Raw genomic sequence first — 19,721 nt, 5'->3', positions numbered from 1 at the left:
GTTGATCTAGGTGTACCCCTTCGCCACCTGATGGGCCACGTCGCAGGAGGCATGAATCAGGCGGGTATTCTCGGAGGTGTAGCCATCGACAGCTCGGGTGCGGTCAAGCACTGCTCCTCGCTCGGGCAGCAGTTCATTGCAGAGGGTAATCCCCCCACAGGTTAGCTGACGCCAGAAGTGGAATTTTCTCGTACCCTTTTCTGAGGAGGTTCCATGAAGACATCCCGTTTCACCGACAGCCAGATCATCGCCGTCCTCAAACAGGCCGAGGCCGGCACCTCAGTGCCGGAGTTGTGCCGAGAGCACGGCATCAGCTCGGCAACGTTCTATAAGTGGCGCAGCAAGTTCGGCGGCATGGATGCGTCGCTGATGTCCCAGCTCAAGGAGCTGCAGGACGAGAACCGGCGCCTGAAGAAGATGTACGCCGAATCGCAAATGGCTGCCGAAGTACTTCGTGAGGCGATGGCAAAAAAATGGTGAGGCCATCTCAACGCCGGGAGATGGCCCGATGGGCGGTGGCGAACAAGGCGATGAGCATCCGGCATGCCTGCCAGGCGTTTGAGGTCAGCCAGACCTGCTACCGCTATCAAGCCAAGGCCAGCGAGGAGAACGTCCAGATTGCCGATTGGCTTGTCCGGTTGACCACGACCTATCGTGATTGGGGGTTCGGCCTATGCTTTCTGCACCTGCGCAACGTGAAGGGCTTCGGCTGGAACCACAAGCGGGTGTACCGCATCTACCGGGAGCTGGAGTTGAACCTGCGGATCAAGCCGAAGAAACGGCTGGTACGTGAGCGTCCAGAGCCGTTGTCGGTACCGGAGACGATCAACCAGGTCTGGTCGATGGACTTCATGCACGACCAGTTAGCCGATGGTCGCAGCTTCCGGTTATTTAACGTGCTCGACGACTTCAATCGCGAGGGTCTGGGCATTGAGGTCGACCTGTCGCTGCCATCGGCCCGGGTGATCCGCTCGTTGGATCAGATCATCGACTGGCGCGGCAAGCCAAACGCCATTCGCTGCGACAACGGCCCGGAGTACATCAGCGGCGCGCTGCTAGCTTGGGCACAGCAGCGCGGCATTCGGATCGAGCACATCCAGCCGGGCAAACCGCAGCAAAATGCCTACGTCGAACGTTACAACCGCACCGTCCGCTACGCTTGGCTGGCCACAACGTTGTTCGACACCATCGAGCAGGTTCAGGACAAGGCCACGCGCTGGCTATGGACGTATAACCATGAGCGCCCCAACATGGCGCTCGGCGGTATCACCCCAGCAATGAAATTGGCGATGGCCGCGTAGCTCCACTTTTGGCGAACGCTAAAAGCGGGGGATTACCCCACTGCCGCTGACGATGCCACCATGATTTAAGACGATACTTTCTGCGTTGGAAACGCCTTGCTTGTCGCCTCATCGCTAATCCGATATCGTTAACGCCTGCCGTCCTTTTCATGGGATTGGTTGTAATCACCACCGCTGCTAGCGTGGGGTGGGTGGGAATGGATTCCTAACTGATGCTGCAAGTGCAGCTGACAAGGAGTGTTGCCGTGTCAAATCGGGCCGTGGCGCGTTTTTCTGCTTCCTCAGTTCTGTCAAAGAGCGCGCGTTGCGCGGCGCTCTTGATGCCGGTTGTTTTTGGTGCCTATGGGTTACTAGGCGCTAGTCCTGCGCACGCCCAAACTCCGCCTAAAGCTACGTTCTGCGCGCTGTCCCTCGGCTGCTACGACACAATGGAGAAGGCTGCCGATGCCCTTCGCAACTCCAAGGACTACCAAGGCATCGGTCAGTATTTGAAGGCCTACTCAAGAGGTTTCTTGAATCGGGGAGCGGGAGAGGTCTGGACCTATTTCCGTGTCCCGTCTCTAAAAGCAACCTCGGTCTCCAGCCCGTCCTATGGGGTCAATTTGGGTATCTACGGGGTCGGGAACCCCGGGTGCACAGCGTCCCCAGAGTTTGGATCAAGCTGGTGCACGGATGAAGGCGCACTCATCGCCAAGTCGTTGGACATCCTAACGACCAAGGTCGGGAAATCTTGTTCACTTCTGTCCAATACTCAAACGTCGGATTACAACACGACGGGGCTGGGTCTGCTCCCAAGTGGCGATGTTAGTTATAGCTCAGACAAATATTTCACCGCGAAATTTAATTGTCAGTCGAACTCGGGGGCACCTGTGTCGGTGTCGCAGCGCTGGAACGTCTACAAAAAGCGAAAGTTGACTTGCGAGGCTAACTTCACACCTTACCTTCGAGACTCAATTCTTACAGAGGCTACTCTCACGACGGAGCCTGTTTGTAGACCCGAGAACGACGATAACACCTGGGTCACGTCGCCCTTGAAGCAGTTCCAAAGCTGCAGCACCAACAACCCTTGCCACCCGACGACAGGCGACAAGTCTCGAGAAGAGAAAGACTTTGAGTTCGCAGGGCGCCCGTTCAATCGCTACTATCATTCTGTCAATCAGACCAAGAGTGTCATTCCAGTCGGAGAAGGCTGGTCGCTGAGTTACAGTGACCGATTCGACAGTTCCAACACAGCCTATCTCGACGAGGCGGGCAACAGGGATGTTTTCACCACGGTTGCTGCTGGCACCGGTCGTGCTCAGAATTCGGGGCGGCTGTATCGCCGCATCAGCAACAGCACCACGTATTACCGGGTCATCGGAGAAACTGGCGAATACCGCGATTTCGGTAAGGATGGCCAACTGCTCGCGGTGCGCAATCCAGCCTCGCCGGACCGTGACGTAACAGTGGTCTACGATGGCACGCGCATTGCGCGATTGGTTGATGGCCATGGCCGCGCCGTGACGTTCACCTATACCGACGGGCGTGTCACAGGCATGGAGATTCCTGGTGGCGGCATCGTCCTTTACGACTACGATGTGGATGGAAATCTGATTGTCGCAACGTATCCCGACGGCGCAAAGCGCCTTTACCACTATCATGAGAAGGGGCTTGCGGAGCCCCAGCTGGTCAACTATTTGACTGGTATCACTGGGGAGAACGGACAGCGTTATGCTTCGTTTGGTTACGACACCTATGGACGCGTGATCAGCAGCGTTCTCCATGGCGATACCGAGGTGGTCGATGGAGTGACCCTAAACTACGTGGCCGAAGGCGTTACGGAAGTTACACAAGCTTCTGGCGCGGTCAAGCGCTTCGAGTATGGGTCTACCATTTTCAGCCCGGTCAACAACGTAACCGAAGGCCCAGCAAGCACGTCCAACACCTACTTCAGCGATGGTCGGCTGCAAAGCGTGACGGACGCATCGGGCAGCAAGGTTTCCTACGAATACGCGCCGGCGTATCAATCGGCGGTGACGGTCGGCGACGGCACGCCGGAGGCGGTGCGCACCGAGAGCGTGAGGGATGCGCTGACCCACCAATTGACCGAGCTCAATGTGAAGGGGGCGCAGGGGCTGGTTGTGTCCAAGCGATGGACTCGCAATGAGCGTGGCCAAGCACTGACCCAGGTCGAGCAAGATGCCGTTTCCGGGAAGCAGCGTCAGCAGACCTTCACCTATTGCGAGCAGGCCGACGTAACCGCAGGAAGCTGCCCCCTGGTGGGAGTGCTGCTGCGTGTGGACGGAGCGCGCACGGATCTCAGCGACGCCACCACCTACGACTACTATCCCGCGGCCCAGGGCGGAGACCTGAAGACGATCACCAATGCAGTGGGCCAGGTCACCCAGTTCCTCAGTTACGATAGCGCCGGCCGTGTGTTGTCGCAGAAGGATCCGAATGGGGTTGTGACCGACTATAGCTACGATGCCCGAGGTCGGCTGACGGCAAGCATGGTCCGGGGACAGGACAGCGGCTCGGAGACGGATGACCGCATTACGCGCTACAGCTATTGGCCCACCGGCTTGGTCAAGCAGGTTGCGCTGCCGGGCGGCGACGTGTCTAACTTCACCTACGACAGCGCATTCCGCCTGACCAAGGTTTCGGATCGTTACGGAAATGCCATCCTCTATACGCTCGACAAATCCGGACGGCGAGTTAAGGAGGAGATCCAGGACTCAAAAGGTGTGCTTAAGGCCACCATGTCCCGGCTCTACGATGAGCTAGGCCACCTAAAAACAACCGCAGATGCGCAGGGCAACCCGACGGATTTCACCTACGATGCAGTGGGCACGTTGAAGGAGCGGACAGATGCCATGGGTAGGTCAAGCACCTATACCTATGATGCCTTGCATCGCTTGAAGCAGAGTATCGAAGACGCCGGCGGCATCAAGGCGACGAGCGCTTTTCAATACGACGTGCTTGGACAACCGTCAGTGGTGACGGATCCGAAAGGCTTGAAGACTACCTACCAGCGCAACGGTCTGGGCGAACTGTTGGCGCTGACAAGTCCCGACACGGGCAGCACCGGCTTCACCTACGACGACGCAGGCAACGTGCTGTCTAGAAAGGACGCAGCCAACCGGCAGGCCACCTACACCTACGATGCCTTAAACCGGCCAGTATCGGTGTCCTATGCCGATGCAGCGCTTGAGACCCGTTTTGTCTACGACGTGGCCCCGGCTGTCTGCGTGGCGGGAGAGCAGTTCGCAGCCGGGCGCTTGGCCAGCATGAAGGACGGCAGCGGCACGACGCAGTATTGCTACAACCGGTTCGGCGACATTGTGCGTAAGGTCCAGACGACCAATGGCAAGGCATTGACGGTCCGTTATGCCTATACGGCAGGCGGGAACCTGACGAGCATGGTCTATCCGGACGGGGCGATGGTTGACTATGTACGCAATGAGCTGGGCCAGATCGCCGAGGTGGGCTATACCGCGCCTGGAGGCTCGCGCGAGGTGTTGGTCAAGGGTGTCACGTATCTGCCGATGGGCCCGGTGGCCGGCTGGACCTACGGCAACGGCCGCGTGCTGACCCGAGCTTACGATCAGGATTACCGCCCCAAGGCCATTCAAGACAAAGCGGTTGGCGGTCTGGATGTGGGGTTCGGGTTCGATGCGGTGGGCAATCTCACCGCACTGACCCCAGCCGGCAATCCAACGCCGGAGATCGGCCTGGGCTACGACACGCTCAGCCGCCTCACTGCCCTCACCGATGGCATCACAGGAACAGTCATTGACGGCTATAGCTATGACGCCACCGGCAATCGCCTCAGCGCCAAGGTCGGCAGCGTTACACAGGCTTACACCTATCCAACGACCAATCATCGCCTGAGTGCAGCAGCTGGCGTGGCGCGCACCTACGACAAGACAGGCAATACGCTGAGCATCGGTGGCAAGGCGCGGGAGTTCCCCTACGACGCATCCGGCCGCATGAGCATGGTCAAGCGTGCAGGCGTGCTGGTGATGAATTATCGCTACAACGGTAAAGGCGAGCAGGTGCGCCGCTTCCTCGGCACCACCAACACCTACACGCTTTACGATGAAGCCGGCCACTGGTTGGGCGACTACGACACCAATGGCGCGCCCAAACAACAGGTGATCTGGCTATACGACATGCCGGTCGGCTTGCTAGCCAGCGCAAACAAGCTGCACTACATCGAACCCGATCACTTGGGCAGCCCGCGTGTGGTGGTTGACCCGGCTCGTAACGTGGCGGTGTGGAACTGGAGCCTAAAGGGCGAAGCCTTCGGCAATACTGCGCCGAATCAGGATCCGGATGGCGATGGTGCGGCGTTGGTGTTGGATATGCGGTTCCCGGGGCAGCGGTTTGATGCGGCTAGTGGACTAAATCAGAATTACTTCCGGGATTACGATGCTGCCATTGGGCGATATGGGCAGAGTGATCCGATTGGCCTCGATGGGGGGATTGCTACGTATGCCTATGTTGGCGGTAACCCAGTTGGATTAATCGATCCACTGGGGTTAGTCAAATGGAGTGGAACCATGACCAGTGGCAGTGCTGCATCTGGAATTGGAGGTGGCTTCTACAGGCTCTCCCTGAATTCGGAGTGCGTAAATGGCGAGCAAGGGCGTGCGGAAGTTGTTGCGATAGGCCCAACGATTGGTGTGGAGATAAAAGGCGTGCCGCCTTTCAGCCTCACAACATCAACCGTCACCCTTCAAGACAGACTGAATTACGTTAATCCCAACGTTTTGAATGGATGGTTTTCAATGTGGAGCGCTGGCATCACCGCATTTGGCGGCTATGGATTTTCAATGATCCAGGTCGGCGGTGATGGGGGGGCACTGAGTCCTCCTGAGAGGTCGGGTGCTTACAACTTCTTAGAGAAAGGCCCGAGTCGTGGCTTTGAAATAGGCGCTGGCGGTGTTGCTGGCTCAGCCACAGTTGTAGATTCATCCGTTTCCAAATGTGGCTGCAAGTGATGAGGATCAAGATGATCGCCAGGATTTTTTTCGCGGCAAGTGCGATGGCATTTGCATTCCTTATGGTGTGTTTCCTTGTCGTTCTCGTGACATTTGATCTCAATAATGCGGATAAAGTTTGGACCGGAATTTATCCAGCAATAGCTTGGCTACTTGCTTTATTGATTTGCTGCAAATTCATGCGTGAATCAAAGGCGACATCCCCCCAATCTGAATAGCGGTCGGGCTTAGAGGTCGTGGTTTGTGATATCGGTGTTGGTCAGCTGTTTGGCATACGTAGATGGCGTCGTGCCGCCAATTGCTGAACCGCCCCGAGAAGTCTTGAGGTTCCATTTCTTGAGAAGGTGGAGCCATCAGCGGAGCAAGCAAGTTCTCCCCGGAAATCCGGGGAGCGTTCGGCGAAGATGGCGCTGGAGCACCAAGGCGAGTGCGAGCCGCAATGGGCGGCGATGGTGTCCGTGTCGGCTAAGGTGGGCTGCACGGCCGAGAGGGAACGCATCAAGGCGCTTCAGCGCAAGGTGCGGCCTAATTTGGTCGCAGATGATGCCCTTCGTTCGATTGCTTGCAGCCATTTAGGGTGACGCCTTCGCTGAGGTCATCAAGCTCTCAGAGCGTTGCTTTTCAAGGAAACGACTGACGTTGTCTGATTCATCAAGGCCGACAGGGAATCGAGGCTGAGGCCATAGGCCAACACCGACAGCCCCGGCGACACGCCCCTGAGCCCGTCCAGCTTTTCCTTGGCGGTGAAAGCCCGGCTGTAAGTGACGTGGTGCTCGTCGTCCAACTCGTGGCCGACCAATTGAGCCCGGAGCTCGGACACCACGCCTGCGCCCTGCAACTCTTGAATCAAGGTCTTGCGGAGCGAGTGGAAGCCGCGCTTGGCCTTGGGCCAGTTCTTGCCCACCTCGGCCAGGTGCCGGCTAAACGCTTTGGAAATCCAGTTGCCCTGGCCGTTTTTGGCGTCGGCTTTGGCCGATGGGAACAAACGCTCCTGCCCCTCGGCGCGCGCCTGCTCGAACCAGCTCAGGAAGCCCAAAGCGAGCAGGTCGGGGTGGACCGGCACCGTCCTCAAACTCACATCCGTCTTCACCTTCTGATGCTCTCCCTCATCTGAAATCTGGATGCAAGGGATACCGCCGTCCTCCACCACATCGGCGGTCAGGAGTTGGCCGACCTCCGACGCGCGGGCGCCGGTATACAAGCCAATGAGGGAGGCCCATCGCGCTGCCAAGGGCAGACCGACGTCCCCCGCCCTGAGTAGCGGTCGGGTTTAGAGTCCGGGGCTGATGATATCGGTGTTGGCAAGATGTTGGGCGTAGGCAGCCGGTGTCATGCCGCCAATTGCTTTCTTGGGTCGGTCCTCGTTGTATTCGCGTCGCCAGCGTTCGATCTCGGTGCGCGCGTGCAGCAACGTCGGGAACCAGTGCTCGTTGAGGCATTCGTCGCGTAGTCGGCCGTTGAACGATTCAACATAGGCGTTTTGATTTGGCTTGCCGGGTTGGATTAGCCGTAGTTGCACACCACGGGCATGTGCCCAGACGACCATTGCCTTACCGCAAAACTCCTTGCCGTTGTCGGTGCGGATCACCTGCGGCAGGCCGCGACTCCGTGCCAACCGATCCAGCACGCACGCAACCCCGTGCCCGGAGATAGCGCGCTCAACCTCGATGGCGACCGCTTCGTGCGTTGCGTCGTCCATGATCACCAGACACTTGATCACTCGACCTTCGGCGGACCGGTCGAACACGAAGTCCATCGACCACACCTGGTTGGCCTGCGCTGGCCGCAGCAGCGGCTGACGCTCGCCAACCGGTACCTTCTTGCGCTTGCGGCGCCGGACTTGTAGCTGCTGCTCGCGATACAACCGCTCCACGCGCTTGTAGTTCACCAGGCGTCCTTCCTGTCGCAGCTTGAGATAGATCATCCCCACGCCGTAGCGGCGATGGCGATGCGCCAACGCAAGAATGCGCTCGCGCAGTTCGCCATTGCGGTCTTGGCGTGGGCAATAGCGCAGCGCGCTGGCGCTCATGCCGATCGCCGCCAAGGCACGACGTTCGCTGGCACCACGCCTGATCCACTCGCACACCAGCGCACGACGCGCCGGTGCGCTCACCACTTTTTTCGCAACGCATCCTTGATCAGGTCGTTCTCGAACAACTGCTCGGCCAGCAACTTCTTCAGTCGAGCATTCTCTGACTCAAGGTCCTTGAGCCGCTTGGCATCGGGCACGCTCATCCCGCCGAACTTGCTACGCCACAGATAGTACGAGGCCTCGCTGAAGCCATGGCGCCGGCACAGATCCTTGATCGCCACGCCGCCTTCGGCTTCGCGCAGGAAGCCGATGATCTGCTCTTCGGTAAAACGCTTCTTCACGTCCAATCTCCTTGGGGTAGGGAATTGGACTCCAAACTGAGGTGCTACTCAAAATTGGGGGGACGTCGGTGTAGAGGCGCCTTTTTCCCGCATGTCCTGATACCACCGGGCCAGGTCCGAGCGGGTAATCGTGTGTAGCTTGGTCTTCTCGCCCACGAAGCTGGTCAGCAGTTCGACAGCGGTCCGCTTGATGGTCCAGGTCTTGGGCAGGGTGCTGCCCTTGAGGCTGTTCAGCCAGGCGTCTCGGGCCTTCCCGAGCGTGATTGATTCGAGGGAGGGTTTGGTTACCCGCCTCGGCGTGGGGAGAGGCGGCACGTGCTGTTGAATCAGCTCCCCCAGCGCACTGGGCTGCGGGGCGGTGAGCGCCATCAGTTGCTGGAAGAGCGTGACGTCCTCGGGGGTGTCGATCTGCCATTGCTCGGTGATCGACCCATCTGCCGAGCGCGTCCGATTTAGGGTCAACTCCTGCGGACGTTCGGTGCCGGTCAGGCGCGCCAGGAGCGCGTCCAGGTCGTCGTCTTGGCTTTGCATGCGTCGTTCCTTCAACACAGTGAAGACCTGAGCATACCGGGCAGCCAGGGTCAGAGCGCGCAGTCTCGCCTCCCGCATGTCGTAGGTGTGCAGGGTGCGTTTGAAGGTCTGCCGACCCACGATGGGCTGCAAATCGACCGGCACACGCTGTCGGTAGGACCAGAGTCCGGAGGGGGCTCGAACGAGATGATGAGGAATGCGCATGGGCGTCGTGTGTTCCGACGTGCGCAGCTGCAGCCAGTTTTTACGCTAACAAAAAACCCCCTGATTTCTCAGGGGTTTGCGTAATCTGGCGGAGAGAGGGGGATTCGAACCCCCGAAGCGCGGTTTAGACGCTTACACACTTTCCAGGCGTGCTCCTTCAACCACTCGGACACCTCTCCGTGCCTGCACGACCGTGGTCGAACAGGGCCGCAAATTCTAGCGGTCGCCGGCCCGTACCACAAGCTGAATCTTCCAGCCGCAGCCGTTGAGACAGGGCGTGGCACAATATCGGCTCAAACAAAGCCGGTTGCCCGATGTCTTATCTCGTTCTTGCCCGCAAGTGGCGCCCGAAGCGTTTTGCCGAACTCGTAGGCCAGGAACACGTGGTCCGCGCGCTCAGTAACGCGCTCGACAGTGGGCGCGTGCATCACGCGTTCCTGTTTACCGGCACCCGCGGCGTTGGCAAGACCACCATCGCGCGCATTTTCGCCAAATCGCTTAATTGCGAGACCGGCACCAGTGCCGACCCGTGCGGCATCTGTCCGGCCTGCCTGGATATCGATGCCGGCCGCTACATCGACCTGCTGGAAATCGACGCCGCGTCCAACACCGGTGTGGACGATGTGCGCGAGGTGATCGAGAACGCGCAGTACATGCCCTCGCGCGGCAAGTTCAAGGTCTACCTGATCGACGAAGTGCACATGCTCTCCAAGGCGGCCTTCAATGCGCTGCTAAAGACGCTGGAGGAGCCGCCGGAGCACGTGAAGTTCCTGCTGGCCACCACCGATCCGCAGAAATTGCCGGTGACCGTGCTGTCGCGCTGCCTGCAATTCAACCTCAAGCGGCTGGATGAGGATCAGATTCAGGGCCAGATGACCCGCATCCTGGCCGCCGAGCAGATCGAATCGGATCCATCGGCGATCGTGCAGTTGTCCAAAGCCGCTGACGGCTCGTTGCGCGATGGTCTGTCGCTGCTGGATCAGGCGATCGCCTACGCCGGTGGCGCGCTGCGCGAGGATGTGGTGCGCGCCATGCTGGGCACGGTCGATCGCACCCAAGTCGGCGCGATGCTGCAATCGCTGGCCGATGGCGATGGCGCACGCCTGCTGCAGTTGGTCGCCGCGCTGGCCGAATTTTCACCCGATTGGAGCGGTGTGCTGGAAGCACTGGCCGAGGCGTTGCATCGCGTGCAGGTGCAGCAGCTGGTGCCGTCGGTGGCCTTCGTTGGCGACGGGATCGACCCGACCCCGTTTGCGGCGCAGTTGCGGCCGGAGGTCGTGCAGCTGTGGTACCAGATGGCGCTCAACGGGCGCCGCGATCTGTACCTGGCGCCCAGCCCGCGCGCCGGTTTCGAAATGGCAGTACTGCGCATGCTGGCCTTCCGCCCCGCTGCGGCTGTTCCGGCTGGCGGCTCGGATGACGGGCGCGGTGCCACTGCAGGCGCTGGCGCGCGTTCTGCCGCCGGCGGCGGTCAGGCTGCTGCGCCGGCAGGGGCTGCGCCGGTGACGGCGGCGTCCGCCGTGGTGGCCGTGCCTGCTGTGGTGACAGACATGATGCCTGCTGCTGCGGAGGCGGCCTTGCCGGCCACAGCGACCCAGGCGACTCTGGCCGCGGCTCCCGTTGTCGTGCTTCCCCCCCAAGAGTCTTCTTCGGCCAATCGTGCGTCTGCAGCCAGTGCGCGCAATGAGGACGCACCGCCGTGGGCAGTGGACGATGCGCCGGTGCGTACGCAGGCCACGCCTGCATCCGACACGATGGCCGTGCTTGCGCCTGAAGCGGCGATGGCTCCGCCGTCTGCACCCGCCGAGCTCGCGCACCCCGTTGCGATTGCGTCAGACGCTGCGGTGGAAGCTCCGGCTTCGGTCGCAACGTTTTCGCCCACACCGCTTGTCGAGCCCTCATCGCTTGTAGAACCCGTGGTGGCTACGCCATCGGCAACGGCATCGTCAGCATCACGTTCGGCAACCGATGCATCGGCCCTGCTCGATGACGGCCGCATCGCCGATGCCGAGCAATGGCTGGAGCTGGTCACGCGCAGCGGCTTGAACGGCCCGTCGCGGCAACTGGCCGCCAACGCCGCGTTTATCGGCCATCGCGATGGCGTGCTGCGGCTGGCGCTGGCACCAGGCTTTGAATATCTTAATTCCGAGCGCTCCATCGCCAACCTCGCGCAAGCGCTGGCACCGGTGTTGGGAAACACGCCGCGCATCGTCATCGAAACCGGTAGCGCCGATGTCGAGACCCTGCATGAGCGCGCCAACCGCCAGAAAGGCGAGCGCCAGAGAGCGGCAGAAACCGCCTTCATGAACGACCCGACGGTGCAGCTGCTGATCCAGCAGCAAGGCGCGCGGATCGTCCCCGATTCCATCCGCCCTTACGACGAGTGACGCCCCATGCGTGGAAACATTGCCCAACTGATGCAGCAGGCGCAAAAGATGCAGGAAAACCTGCAGCGCGCGCAGGAAGAACTGGCCAAGCTAGAAGTCACCGGCACCGCCGGCGGCGGCATGGTCAGCGTGACGCTGACCGGCGCCAAGGAATGCCGCAAGGTGCGGATCGACCCGAGCATCCTCTCCGACCAGGAGATGGCCGAGGATCTGATCGCCGCCGCCTTCAACGACGCGTCCAACAAGATCGACGCCGAATCCAAGGACCGCATGGGCTCGGCGACAGCTGGAATGCAGTTGCCGCCCGGCATGAAGTTGCCGTTCTGAGAGGCGGGGAAGCGGGAGTGGGGAATCGGGAATCGTAAGAGCGAAATTGCTTTTCAGCCTTTGCGATTCCCCACTCCCGATTCCCGATTCCCGAACCAATGTCCTCTCTGCTCGAACAACTGATCGAGGCCTTCCGGGTATTGCCAGGTGTGGGCCAGAAGTCGGCGCAGCGCATGGCGTATCACGTGCTTGAGCGCGAGCGCGAGGGTGGGCGGCGTCTTGCGACGACGTTGGCCAATGCGGTGGAAAAGGTGGGGCACTGCGTGCAGTGCCGCGATTTCACCGAATCGGAAATCTGCACCATCTGCGCCAGCAGCAGTCGCGACCGGCAGCAACTGTGCGTGGTCGAATCGCCGGCTGATCGCCTGGCGATCGAGCACGCCACCGGCTACCGCGGGTTGTATTTCATTTTGCAAGGGCGCTTGTCGCCGCTGGATGGCATCGGCCCGCGCGAACTGGGGCTGGATCGGCTCGGCGAGCGTCTGGCCGTTGGCGAAGTGACCGAAATGATCATCGCCACCAACGCTACCGTGGAAGGCGAGGCGACTGCCCATTACCTCGCGCAACTGGCGCGCCAGCACACGGTGCGGCCGAGCCGGCTTGCCCAGGGCATGCCGCTGGGCGGCGAGCTGGAATACGTCGACCGCGGCACCTTGTCGCACGCCTTCGGCACCCGCAGTGAGGTGCCTTGAAGGCGGGGATTGGGGGAGTCGGTGTTGTGGATTCGCTAAAGCAGACTGGCGCGCGCGGTAAGCTCTCGCCAACCCCAAATGACCCATCTCCAATTCCTTCCCATGTCTGACACCATCTTCGGCAAGATCATTCGTCGCGAAATCCCGGCCACCATCGTTTATGAAGACGATGAGGTGCTGGGCTTCGAAGACATCGCACCGCAGGCGCCGGTGCATGTGCTCTTCATTCCCAAGCAGCACGCCATCGCGACCCTGGACGATGTGCCACCGGAGCAGGCGCTGCTGGTCGGTAAATTGGCCATTGCGGCAGCGGCATACGCGCGCGCACAGGGGCTGGCGCAGGACGGCTACCGCATCGTGATGAATTGCCGCGAGCATGCCGGCCAGACGGTTTTCCATATCCATCTGCATTTGCTGGCGGGTGCGCCACTGGGCCGCTTCGGCACGCCGTGACGCGTGGTTCGATCACGCGTTGCGCGCAGTCCGCGTAGCGCTGCGATCGTCGCGCACATACAAAAACGCCGCTCCCTGCGAGCGGCGTTTTTGCGAATAACATTTAGGTCAGCGGCGCATTACCACCAGCCGCGGCCCCAGCCCCAACCACCGCCCCAGCGCGGACCCCACGGGTCGCCCCACGGGCCGTACGGGTAAGCCGGTACGACTTCCACGTCGCGCACGACCGGCCACAGGTAGACCACGTCGGCATTGACCTTGGGCAGCTTGTAGTCGTACTCGCCGATCTTGGTGGTTTCGTAGCCTTCGATCTTGCCGATGAAGGTCACTTCGCGACCAGGCTCGAACACGGCCGGATCGTAGAAGCCCGAGCGGCAGGCCAGGAAGCGGCCGTCGCTGGCATCGACGGCATTACGGTCCGGTCGACCGCTGGCATTGAGCGGGCGCGAGATCAGTTCAAAGCAGGTCTGGCCCTGGCCAGGCGTGGTCTTGATGATCTTGCCGCCCCAGCGCACTGACGTGCCGACCTGGGCGCTGGCGGTGGAATCGCTGGGACTGACCGTAGGAAACTGGCCCTGCAGCGGCTTGGGCGCGGTGGCGCAGGCTGCGAGCCCGAGCACAGCGATAAGAGGAACAAGAAAACGGGTACTCATGAGGAAGCTCCGGTTCGCGGGCGATGCTGCAGCAAGTCTTTCAAGAGAGTGGCGCTGTCCGAATCAGCGCCAGCGTATCGCGCGGCAGCGAAACGTTGGCTGAGTGCCAACAATGCCGTATTCGGGTGGGAACGGGCGACACGTTGTGCCCAGGCGCCGGCCGGTTCGTGCGGCTCGCGGGCAAGGCCGAGCTTGCGATAGCGCCGGCTCAGTCGGTGCCAGGCACGCAGCAACGGGTCGCGCTCACGTTCGCCGCGTGCCAGCAGCCAGCCCATCCATGCCAGCGCGCTCACCGCGAACACGCCGAAGATGGCGGCCAGTTGTGCGGTGTCCAGGCGATCGATGCCGAAGGGTTGCAGTAGCCGTTGCTGGCGGTCGGCATCGAAGGACAACACCAGCTCGTTCCAGCCGCGGCGCAGCCAGTCGCTGACTTGGCCAATGCTGGCCCATGCGCCGAGGTCGGCGAAGTTGTTGCCGCCGCCGCTTTGCAGGCGATCTTCGAGCGTGTCGTAGATGCGTTCCGGCGCCACTGCGGCGGTGGGGTCCACGCGGACCCAGCCACGTCCGGCCAGCCAGACTTCGGTCCAGGCATGTGCATCCATGCGCCGCACTACCCAGTAGTTGCCCAGCCGGTTGTAGGTGCCACCGGCGTACCCGGTGACCACGCGCGCCGGGATGCCGGCCGCGCGCATCAGCACCACGAACGAGGAGCTGAAGTGTTCGCAGAAACCAGCCTTCTGCTGGAACAGGAATTCGTCCACGCTGTTGCGGCCAAGCAGCGGCGTGTCCAGCGTGTAGGCGAATTCGCCGGTGATCCACTGCAGCGCGCGCTGCACCACCGCATCGTCGTTGTTGCCGGCCTCGCTACGCCATTGCCGTGCCAGCGCGAGCGTGCGCGGATTGAAGCCGGGCGGCAGGGCAAGTGCGCGCTTGCGCAATTGATCCGGTAGGTCGGTATCGAAGCGCGCCGGCGGTGCTGATTGCAGGTCCCAGCGGGTCAGTGCGCTCAACGGGCGTTGCGCGAACAGTTCGTAGTCGGGCGATAACTCGGCGTTGGCTACCGCGTGGGTGGGCAGATCCAGCGACACCAGTTGGCGGCGATCGGTAGGCTCGTAATCCAGGCGATAACGATAGGTTTGCGGGCCTGCGGTGACCGAAGCGCGTTGGGCGCGACCGGTCCAGCGCGCGCGCTGCCAGGTGCGACCATCGAAGTCCCACATCACCGGCCCGCGCCAGTAGCGCTGCTGCGGCGGTGGCGCCTTGCCGGTGAACTGCACGCGCAAGGCCGGGCTGTCGTCGGCCATCAGGTCGATCCACTCGCCCGGCGACATGTTGTCCGACAGTCCCGGGCGCGACAGCGCGCGTTCGGGAACACCCCACAGCGGTGCACTTAGGCGCGGCAGCAACCAGAAGGTGGCCAGCGCCAACGGCACACCGATAGCGACCAGCTTGCCGATACCGCGCAATTGCAGGCGCAGGGCGGGCGTGGCGGTGCGATGTTCTTCGTCAGCCAGCCGCTGCATGCTGAGCAAGGCGCTGACCACCGCCAGCAACGCCAGCCCCATCGTTGCCGGCCCCTGGTCGAGCAGGAATGCTGCAAACGGGGCGAACAAGGCAAAGCCGAGCAGGCTGCGCGCATCGCGCAGGGTACGCAGTTCGGAAGCCTTGATCGCCAGCATCGATGCCAGCACCGCACAACCGGTGTCGCGGCCGAAGCGCATGCCGATCTGCCAGTACACCGCCGCCAGCATCGCGATCACCAGCAACAACCGCACCGGCGCCATCAAGGTGCCGCGCCAGCTCAGCACGCCGACCAGCACCGCAGCCACGGCGACAGTGGCGGCAAGCAGGCCGGGCAGCTGCAACAGCAGTGGCGTCAATGCCAGCCAACTGGTGGCCAGCACCCAGGCGCGGCTTGCCGGGCTGATCGGGAGGGAGGGCTCAGTCATGAGGAAGCAGGGCCAGGGCGCGCTGACACAGGTGGTGATGCGACGGCCCTTGCGCGGGACCTAGCGGCGGCTGGCCCGGCAGCAGCAGGCGATAGCGGCGTCCGTCGCGTTCGGCAAGATTCACCCAGCGGGCAAGCCGCGCGATGCGGCGTTCGTACGGCAGTGCGTGCAGTGCGCGCCAATCAAGCGTGACTTCGATGCCCAGTGGCTGTTCGTATTCGCGCACCAGCAAGGTGTCGCGACGCGCCGAATGCTTCCAGGAAATCGTGCGCGGCGCATCACCGGCGCGATACGGGCGTAACTGATGCAGTTCTTCGCCCTGCGCGTGCAAGCGGGTCTGGTTGGGCGAGCCTGCACCGTCGGGCAGTGCAGGGCCCTGTTCTTCTGGCTTGGGGTAGGCCAGCAACGGCGTCTCCGGCCACACCCACGACCAGGCGCGTACCAGGCCCAGCGGCTGGGTGCTGGACAGGCGGATGCGCTCGATGTCCTGCCAGCCGCGGCGTTCGGTCGGCAGCAGCAGGTCGACCTCGACCATGTCGTGCTCAATCAGCGAACAGAAACCGCTGCTCTCCAGATGATCCAGGCGCAGCCCGCGCCGTGTGCGGGTATCGCGACGCGCCAACGACACCCGCATGCGCAGCGGTTCGCCGGCGATCACCGGTTCGGCCGATACCGCTTCGATACGCAGCGCCGACAACTGCAGGTGCGCCATGATGCTGCTGGCGATCCCGGCTGTCGCGAGCAGCAACGCGAGCAGTAGCGCTGGATTGTTGTTGTAGTTCAGCGCGCCCAGCAGCATCGCCAACAGCAGGGCGGCGACGAACAACCCGAAGCGGGTCGGCAACACATAGATGCGCCGCCGATCCAGCACGATCGGCAACGCTTCCGCTCCCCGTGGACGGGCCAGCAGACTGAGCCGGCGGCCGATGCCGCGCAGGCGCGCAGGCACCTGGGTCAGTCCACCGGCACGCTGTGCAGCAGCGCCTTGGCCAGCGCCGGCCCGGAGGACGATTCTGCTTCCGGCACCAGCCGATGCCCGGCCACGGCCACGAACAGCGCCTGCACGTCTTCCGGCAGCACGTGCTCGCGCCCGAGCAGCAGTGCGTAGGCCTTGGCGGCGCGCAACAACGCAATGCCTGCGCGCGGCGACAGGCCTACGCGTACCCCGGCGTGCTGGCGGCTGCGCAGCAGCAGCGCCTGCACATAGCCGATCAACGCATCGCTGGTATGGATCTGGTTGACCACCGCACGCAGCGCAACCACATCGGTATCGCTGAGCTGCGGTGCGGCCTGGGCGATCAATTCACGCCGATCTACCCCGGAAAGCAGGGCACGCTCGGCATCGGCGCTGGGGTAGCCCAGGCTCAGCCGCAGCAGGAAGCGGTCCAACTGCGAATCCGGTAATGGGAAGGTGCCGGATAGATCGACCGGGTTCTGCGTGGCGATCACGAAGAACGGTTCCGGCAGCGCATGCGTCACGCCATCCAGCGTCACCTGCTGCTCGGCCATCGCTTCCAGCAGCGAGCTCTGCGTGCGCGGCGGGGCGCGATTGATTTCGTCGGCCAGCAGCACGTTGGTGAACACCGGGCCGGGATGGAACTGGAACTGCCGCGAGGCGGCGTCGTACACCGACACGCCCAGCACATCGGCCGGCAGCAGGTCGGAGGTGAACTGCACGCGCTGAAAGCCTAGGCCCAAGCTGGAGGCCATCGCATGGGCGAGGGTGGTCTTGCCCAGGCCAGGCAGGTCCTCGATCAATAAATGTCCACCGGACAGCAGCGCCACGAATGCCAGCCGCACTTCCTGCACCTTGCCCAACAGCAGCGAATTGACCTGGTCTTGTGCGCGCCGCAGCGATTGGCGCAGCGCATCGGTTAGCATTTCCGTGGAACGCAGCGGTGTCGACATCACAATTCCGTAGGTGAGAGAAGAGTGCACAGGGCAATGCAAGGGGACCAACGCGCACATCGCACCTTCGTGATCCTGTGGACACTGGCCACGGCCGTCAAGCTATTGATCGCCGCGCGCTTGCCGCTGTTCGTGGACGAAGCGTTTTACTGGCAGGAAGGCCAACATCTGGCCGCGGCCTATTCGGATCTGCCGGGCATGACCGCCTGGCTGGCGCGGCTGGGTGTGGAGGTGGGCGGGCATCACCTGCTGGCCTTGCGGCTGCCGTTTCTGGCCATTTCCGCGCTGATTCCCTGGTTGGTCGCGCATATCGCCACGCGCTGGTTCGGCTCCGCGCTGGGCTGGCAGGCCGGCAGCCTTACCCTGTTGATGCCGCTATCAGCCACGCTGGGCATTCTGGCCGTGCCAGATGTGCCGATGGCATTGGCGGCGGTGCTGTGCATGGATGCTGGCGCTCGCTTGCTGCGCGAGGTCGATGCCACCAGTGCGCTGGAGCTTGCCATCGGGTTGGTCATCGGTGCGCTCAGTCACTATCGCTTCGTTGGCGTGATCGGGGTGGGCTGCATCGCGTTGCTGTGCATCCCCCAAGGGCGCGCGGTGATGCGCGATCCACGCATCTGGATGGCGCTGACCGTGGGCGCGGTGAGCTGGTTGCCGCTGCTGTTCTGGAATACCGACCATGACGAAGCGGGGCTACGTTTCCAGTTGGTCGACCGGCATCCATGGCGTTTTCAGATCGGCGGGCTGTGGTTCCTGCTGATCCAGGCGGTGGCGGTGACGCCGCTGCTGGCGTGGGCGATGGTCAAGGTCGGTCTGGCTGGCACCCGCAGCGGCGGCGGCTCGCGTGCGCAATGGCGCTATTTCGGTTTGCTTGGCGGCATTTCGACCGTGGCAATCTTCGTGCTCGGCTTCTTCAGCGATGCCGAGAGGATCAGCTTCCACTGGCCGCTGCCCGGCTACCTGGCGCTGCTGGTGGCGGTGCCGGTGATCCTGCTGCGCTGGCCGCATCCGCTGCGCCGCGCAGCGTGGCTGATCGCACTGCTCGGCATGCTCGGCGCGTACGGCTACTACCTGGCGGTGTCGGTACCATCGATTCGCGCGCATGCTGCTGGCGAAAAATACTACCCGCGCAACTTCGCTGGCTGGAACGCTCTGGGGCGCGCGGTCAAAGCGCAGTTGGCGCAGATGCCGCCGGGCACGCGCGTGCTGGCAGAAAATTTCAAGGTGGGCGCCGAGCTCGGCTTCCAGCTGCACGATGCCAACATCGACGTGCTGCCTGCCGAGGTGAACGACAAGCACGGGCGCAGCGCGCAGTTGTTGCAGTGGGGATTGCTCAGTGACGGCACGCGTACCGGACCGCGCCTGCTGGTGCTCTCGCCCAGCGATCAGCGCTACCGCGAGCTGTTGAAGCGTTACCACGCCATCTGCGATATGGTCGGTCCGCTGCCGCCGCCGACCGTGGTGTCCACCGATCACGGCTATCAGCGCTTCCTGCTGTTCGCACTGCCTGCACAACGCCAGCCCGGGCCGTGCGTCACCCCGGCGATGGCGTGGATCGACACACCGCTGCCGAACGTCTCCGTGTCAGGCAAGTTTGAGGTGCGTGGCTGGGCCTTCAAGGACGGCGTCGGGCTATCGAATGTCGAGCTGCTGCTCGATGGTCGCTCGGTCGCGCAAGCTACCTACGGCAAGCCGCTCGATGTGCGCCCTTACTGGAAAATCTCCACCGACCCACAGCACCCGAACGTCGGCTTCACCGCCACGCTTGACACCCACGCATTGCCACCCGGCATGCACTGGCTGGGACTGCGCCTGCACGGCCATGACGGCAGCGTGGAAGATTGGTGGGAGCAGGCGCTTACTGTCGAGAATGATGGTGGCTTGTAACGTTCGAGCGCCAAGTAAAGCGGTCGTATACGCATTTACCAAGCGATTCCCGGAAGTGCCGTGGAGCAGGCAGG

The 19,721-nt window shown here is 62.4% G+C and carries 12 protein-coding genes, 1 tRNA gene and 2 pseudogenes; 7 read left to right on the top strand and 8 right to left on the bottom strand.

Annotated elements, in window-relative coordinates:
* Positions 1 to 213: 213 nt before the first annotated feature.
* Both M0D43_RS05655 and M0D43_RS05650 read left to right on the top strand, forming a co-directional pair.
* Positions 214 to 1,301, top strand: a protein-coding gene (locus M0D43_RS05655) for an IS3 family transposase (protein ID WP_252163873.1) whose coding sequence is annotated in 2 segments (ribosomal slippage) — positions 214 to 466 and positions 466 to 1,301 — 1,089 coding nt in all. Because the reading frame shifts where the segments join, the coding sequence is not laid out codon by codon here.
* A 212-nt stretch (positions 1,302 to 1,513) separates the two neighbouring features.
* Complete coding sequence (locus tag M0D43_RS05650; protein WP_313905552.1) at positions 1,514 to 6,283, top strand: RHS repeat-associated core domain-containing protein; 4,770 nt, start codon at positions 1,514 to 1,516, stop codon at positions 6,281 to 6,283.
* Between the two features lie 598 nt (positions 6,284 to 6,881).
* On the opposite strand, the pseudogene M0D43_RS05645 reads toward M0D43_RS05650, so the two are convergent.
* The 4 genes and pseudogenes from M0D43_RS05645 to M0D43_RS05630 all read right to left on the bottom strand — a co-directional run.
* A pseudogene (locus M0D43_RS05645) lies at positions 6,882 to 7,520 on the bottom strand (site-specific integrase); the annotation flags it as partial.
* A gap of 33 nt (positions 7,521 to 7,553) precedes the next feature.
* Positions 7,554 to 8,656 (bottom strand): IS3 family transposase gene (locus tag M0D43_RS05640; RefSeq protein ID WP_252163870.1). Its coding sequence is split into 2 segments (ribosomal slippage): positions 7,554 to 8,398 and positions 8,398 to 8,656, totalling 1,104 coding nucleotides; the frame shifts between segments, so codons are not numbered across the junction.
* Between the two features lie 63 nt (positions 8,657 to 8,719).
* Positions 8,720 to 9,391: pseudogene (locus M0D43_RS05635) on the bottom strand (DUF6538 domain-containing protein); the annotation flags it as partial.
* 86 nt (positions 9,392 to 9,477) lie between these two features.
* Positions 9,478 to 9,570: transfer RNA gene (locus M0D43_RS05630), tRNA-Ser, on the bottom strand.
* 135 nt (positions 9,571 to 9,705) lie between these two features.
* Here M0D43_RS05630 and dnaX point away from each other — a divergent pair.
* The 4 genes from dnaX to M0D43_RS05610 all read left to right on the top strand — a co-directional run bounded on the left by dnaX (position 9,706) and on the right by M0D43_RS05610 (position 13,250).
* Entirely contained in the window at positions 9,706 to 11,778 is a 2,073-nt protein-coding gene (gene dnaX / locus M0D43_RS05625) for a DNA polymerase III subunit gamma/tau (protein ID WP_260808016.1), read from the top strand.
* Positions 11,779 to 11,784: 6 nt separating this feature from the next.
* Positions 11,785 to 12,105, top strand: a complete 321-nt coding sequence (locus M0D43_RS05620; protein WP_005913896.1) for a YbaB/EbfC family nucleoid-associated protein — start codon at positions 11,785 to 11,787, stop codon at positions 12,103 to 12,105.
* Positions 12,106 to 12,203: 98 nt separating this feature from the next.
* Positions 12,204 to 12,797 (top strand): recombination mediator RecR, encoded by a 594-nt coding sequence (gene recR, locus M0D43_RS05615; RefSeq protein ID WP_252163869.1) that lies wholly within the window; start codon positions 12,204 to 12,206, stop codon positions 12,795 to 12,797.
* Positions 12,798 to 12,899: 102 nt separating this feature from the next.
* Positions 12,900 to 13,250, top strand: a complete 351-nt coding sequence (locus tag M0D43_RS05610; RefSeq protein ID WP_101363574.1) for a histidine triad nucleotide-binding protein — start codon at positions 12,900 to 12,902, stop codon at positions 13,248 to 13,250.
* Positions 13,251 to 13,369: 119 nt separating this feature from the next.
* Here the strand turns inward: M0D43_RS05610 and M0D43_RS05605 are convergent, their stop codons facing one another.
* Genes M0D43_RS05605 through M0D43_RS05590 form a run of 4 tightly spaced genes read right to left on the bottom strand, consistent with a single transcriptional unit; the run spans position 13,370 to position 17,760 of the window.
* A complete protein-coding gene (locus M0D43_RS05605) occupies positions 13,370 to 13,903 on the bottom strand; it encodes a Slp family lipoprotein (RefSeq protein ID WP_054320576.1) in 534 nt (177 codons plus the stop codon).
* Complete coding sequence (locus M0D43_RS05600) at positions 13,900 to 15,852, bottom strand: transglutaminase TgpA family protein (protein ID WP_252163868.1); 1,953 nt, start codon at positions 15,850 to 15,852, stop codon at positions 13,900 to 13,902. Before M0D43_RS05600 ends, M0D43_RS05605 begins: the two co-directional genes overlap by 4 nt.
* The gene (locus tag M0D43_RS05595; protein ID WP_252163867.1) at positions 15,845 to 16,801 is read right to left on the bottom strand and encodes a DUF58 domain-containing protein; all 957 of its coding nucleotides are present in this window, start codon (positions 16,799 to 16,801) and stop codon (positions 15,845 to 15,847) included. The genes M0D43_RS05600 and M0D43_RS05595 overlap by 8 nt, the downstream gene beginning before the upstream one ends.
* 5 nt (positions 16,802 to 16,806) lie before the next feature.
* On the bottom strand, positions 16,807 to 17,760 hold the full coding sequence (locus M0D43_RS05590; RefSeq protein ID WP_252163866.1) for an AAA family ATPase: 954 nt from the start codon (positions 17,758 to 17,760) through the stop codon (positions 16,807 to 16,809).
* Positions 17,761 to 17,796: 36 nt separating this feature from the next.
* On the opposite strand from M0D43_RS05590, the gene M0D43_RS05585 reads away from it, so the two are divergent.
* Positions 17,797 to 19,647 (top strand): glycosyltransferase family 39 protein, encoded by a 1,851-nt coding sequence (locus M0D43_RS05585; RefSeq protein WP_252163865.1) that lies wholly within the window; start codon positions 17,797 to 17,799, stop codon positions 19,645 to 19,647.
* Positions 19,648 to 19,721: the final 74 nt, after the last annotated feature.

This window comes from Xanthomonas prunicola, assembly GCF_025266575.1.
Taxonomy (GTDB): domain Bacteria; phylum Pseudomonadota; class Gammaproteobacteria; order Xanthomonadales; family Xanthomonadaceae; genus Xanthomonas; species Xanthomonas prunicola.
This window is presented reverse-complemented; position numbering and strand designations above follow the sequence as displayed.

Bases quoted from the DNA above. Each gene is read 5' to 3' on its own strand.
- M0D43_RS05650 (WP_313905552.1), top strand. From the start codon at position 1,514: ATGCTGCAAGTGCAGCTGACAAGGAGTGTTGCCGTGTCAAATCGGGCC.
- dnaX (WP_260808016.1), top strand. From the start codon at position 9,706: ATGTCTTATCTCGTTCTTGCCCGCAAGTGGCGCCCGAAGCGTTTTGCC.
- M0D43_RS05620 (WP_005913896.1), top strand. From the start codon at position 11,785: ATGCGTGGAAACATTGCCCAACTGATGCAGCAGGCGCAAAAGATGCAG.
- recR (WP_252163869.1), top strand. From the start codon at position 12,204: ATGTCCTCTCTGCTCGAACAACTGATCGAGGCCTTCCGGGTATTGCCA.
- M0D43_RS05610 (WP_101363574.1), top strand. From the start codon at position 12,900: ATGTCTGACACCATCTTCGGCAAGATCATTCGTCGCGAAATCCCGGCC.
- M0D43_RS05605 (WP_054320576.1), bottom strand. From the start codon at position 13,903: ATGAGTACCCGTTTTCTTGTTCCTCTTATCGCTGTGCTCGGGCTCGCA.
- M0D43_RS05600 (WP_252163868.1), bottom strand. From the start codon at position 15,852: ATGACTGAGCCCTCCCTCCCGATCAGCCCGGCAAGCCGCGCCTGGGTG.
- M0D43_RS05590 (WP_252163866.1), bottom strand. From the start codon at position 17,760: ATGTCGACACCGCTGCGTTCCACGGAAATGCTAACCGATGCGCTGCGC.
- M0D43_RS05585 (WP_252163865.1), top strand. From the start codon at position 17,797: ATGCAAGGGGACCAACGCGCACATCGCACCTTCGTGATCCTGTGGACA.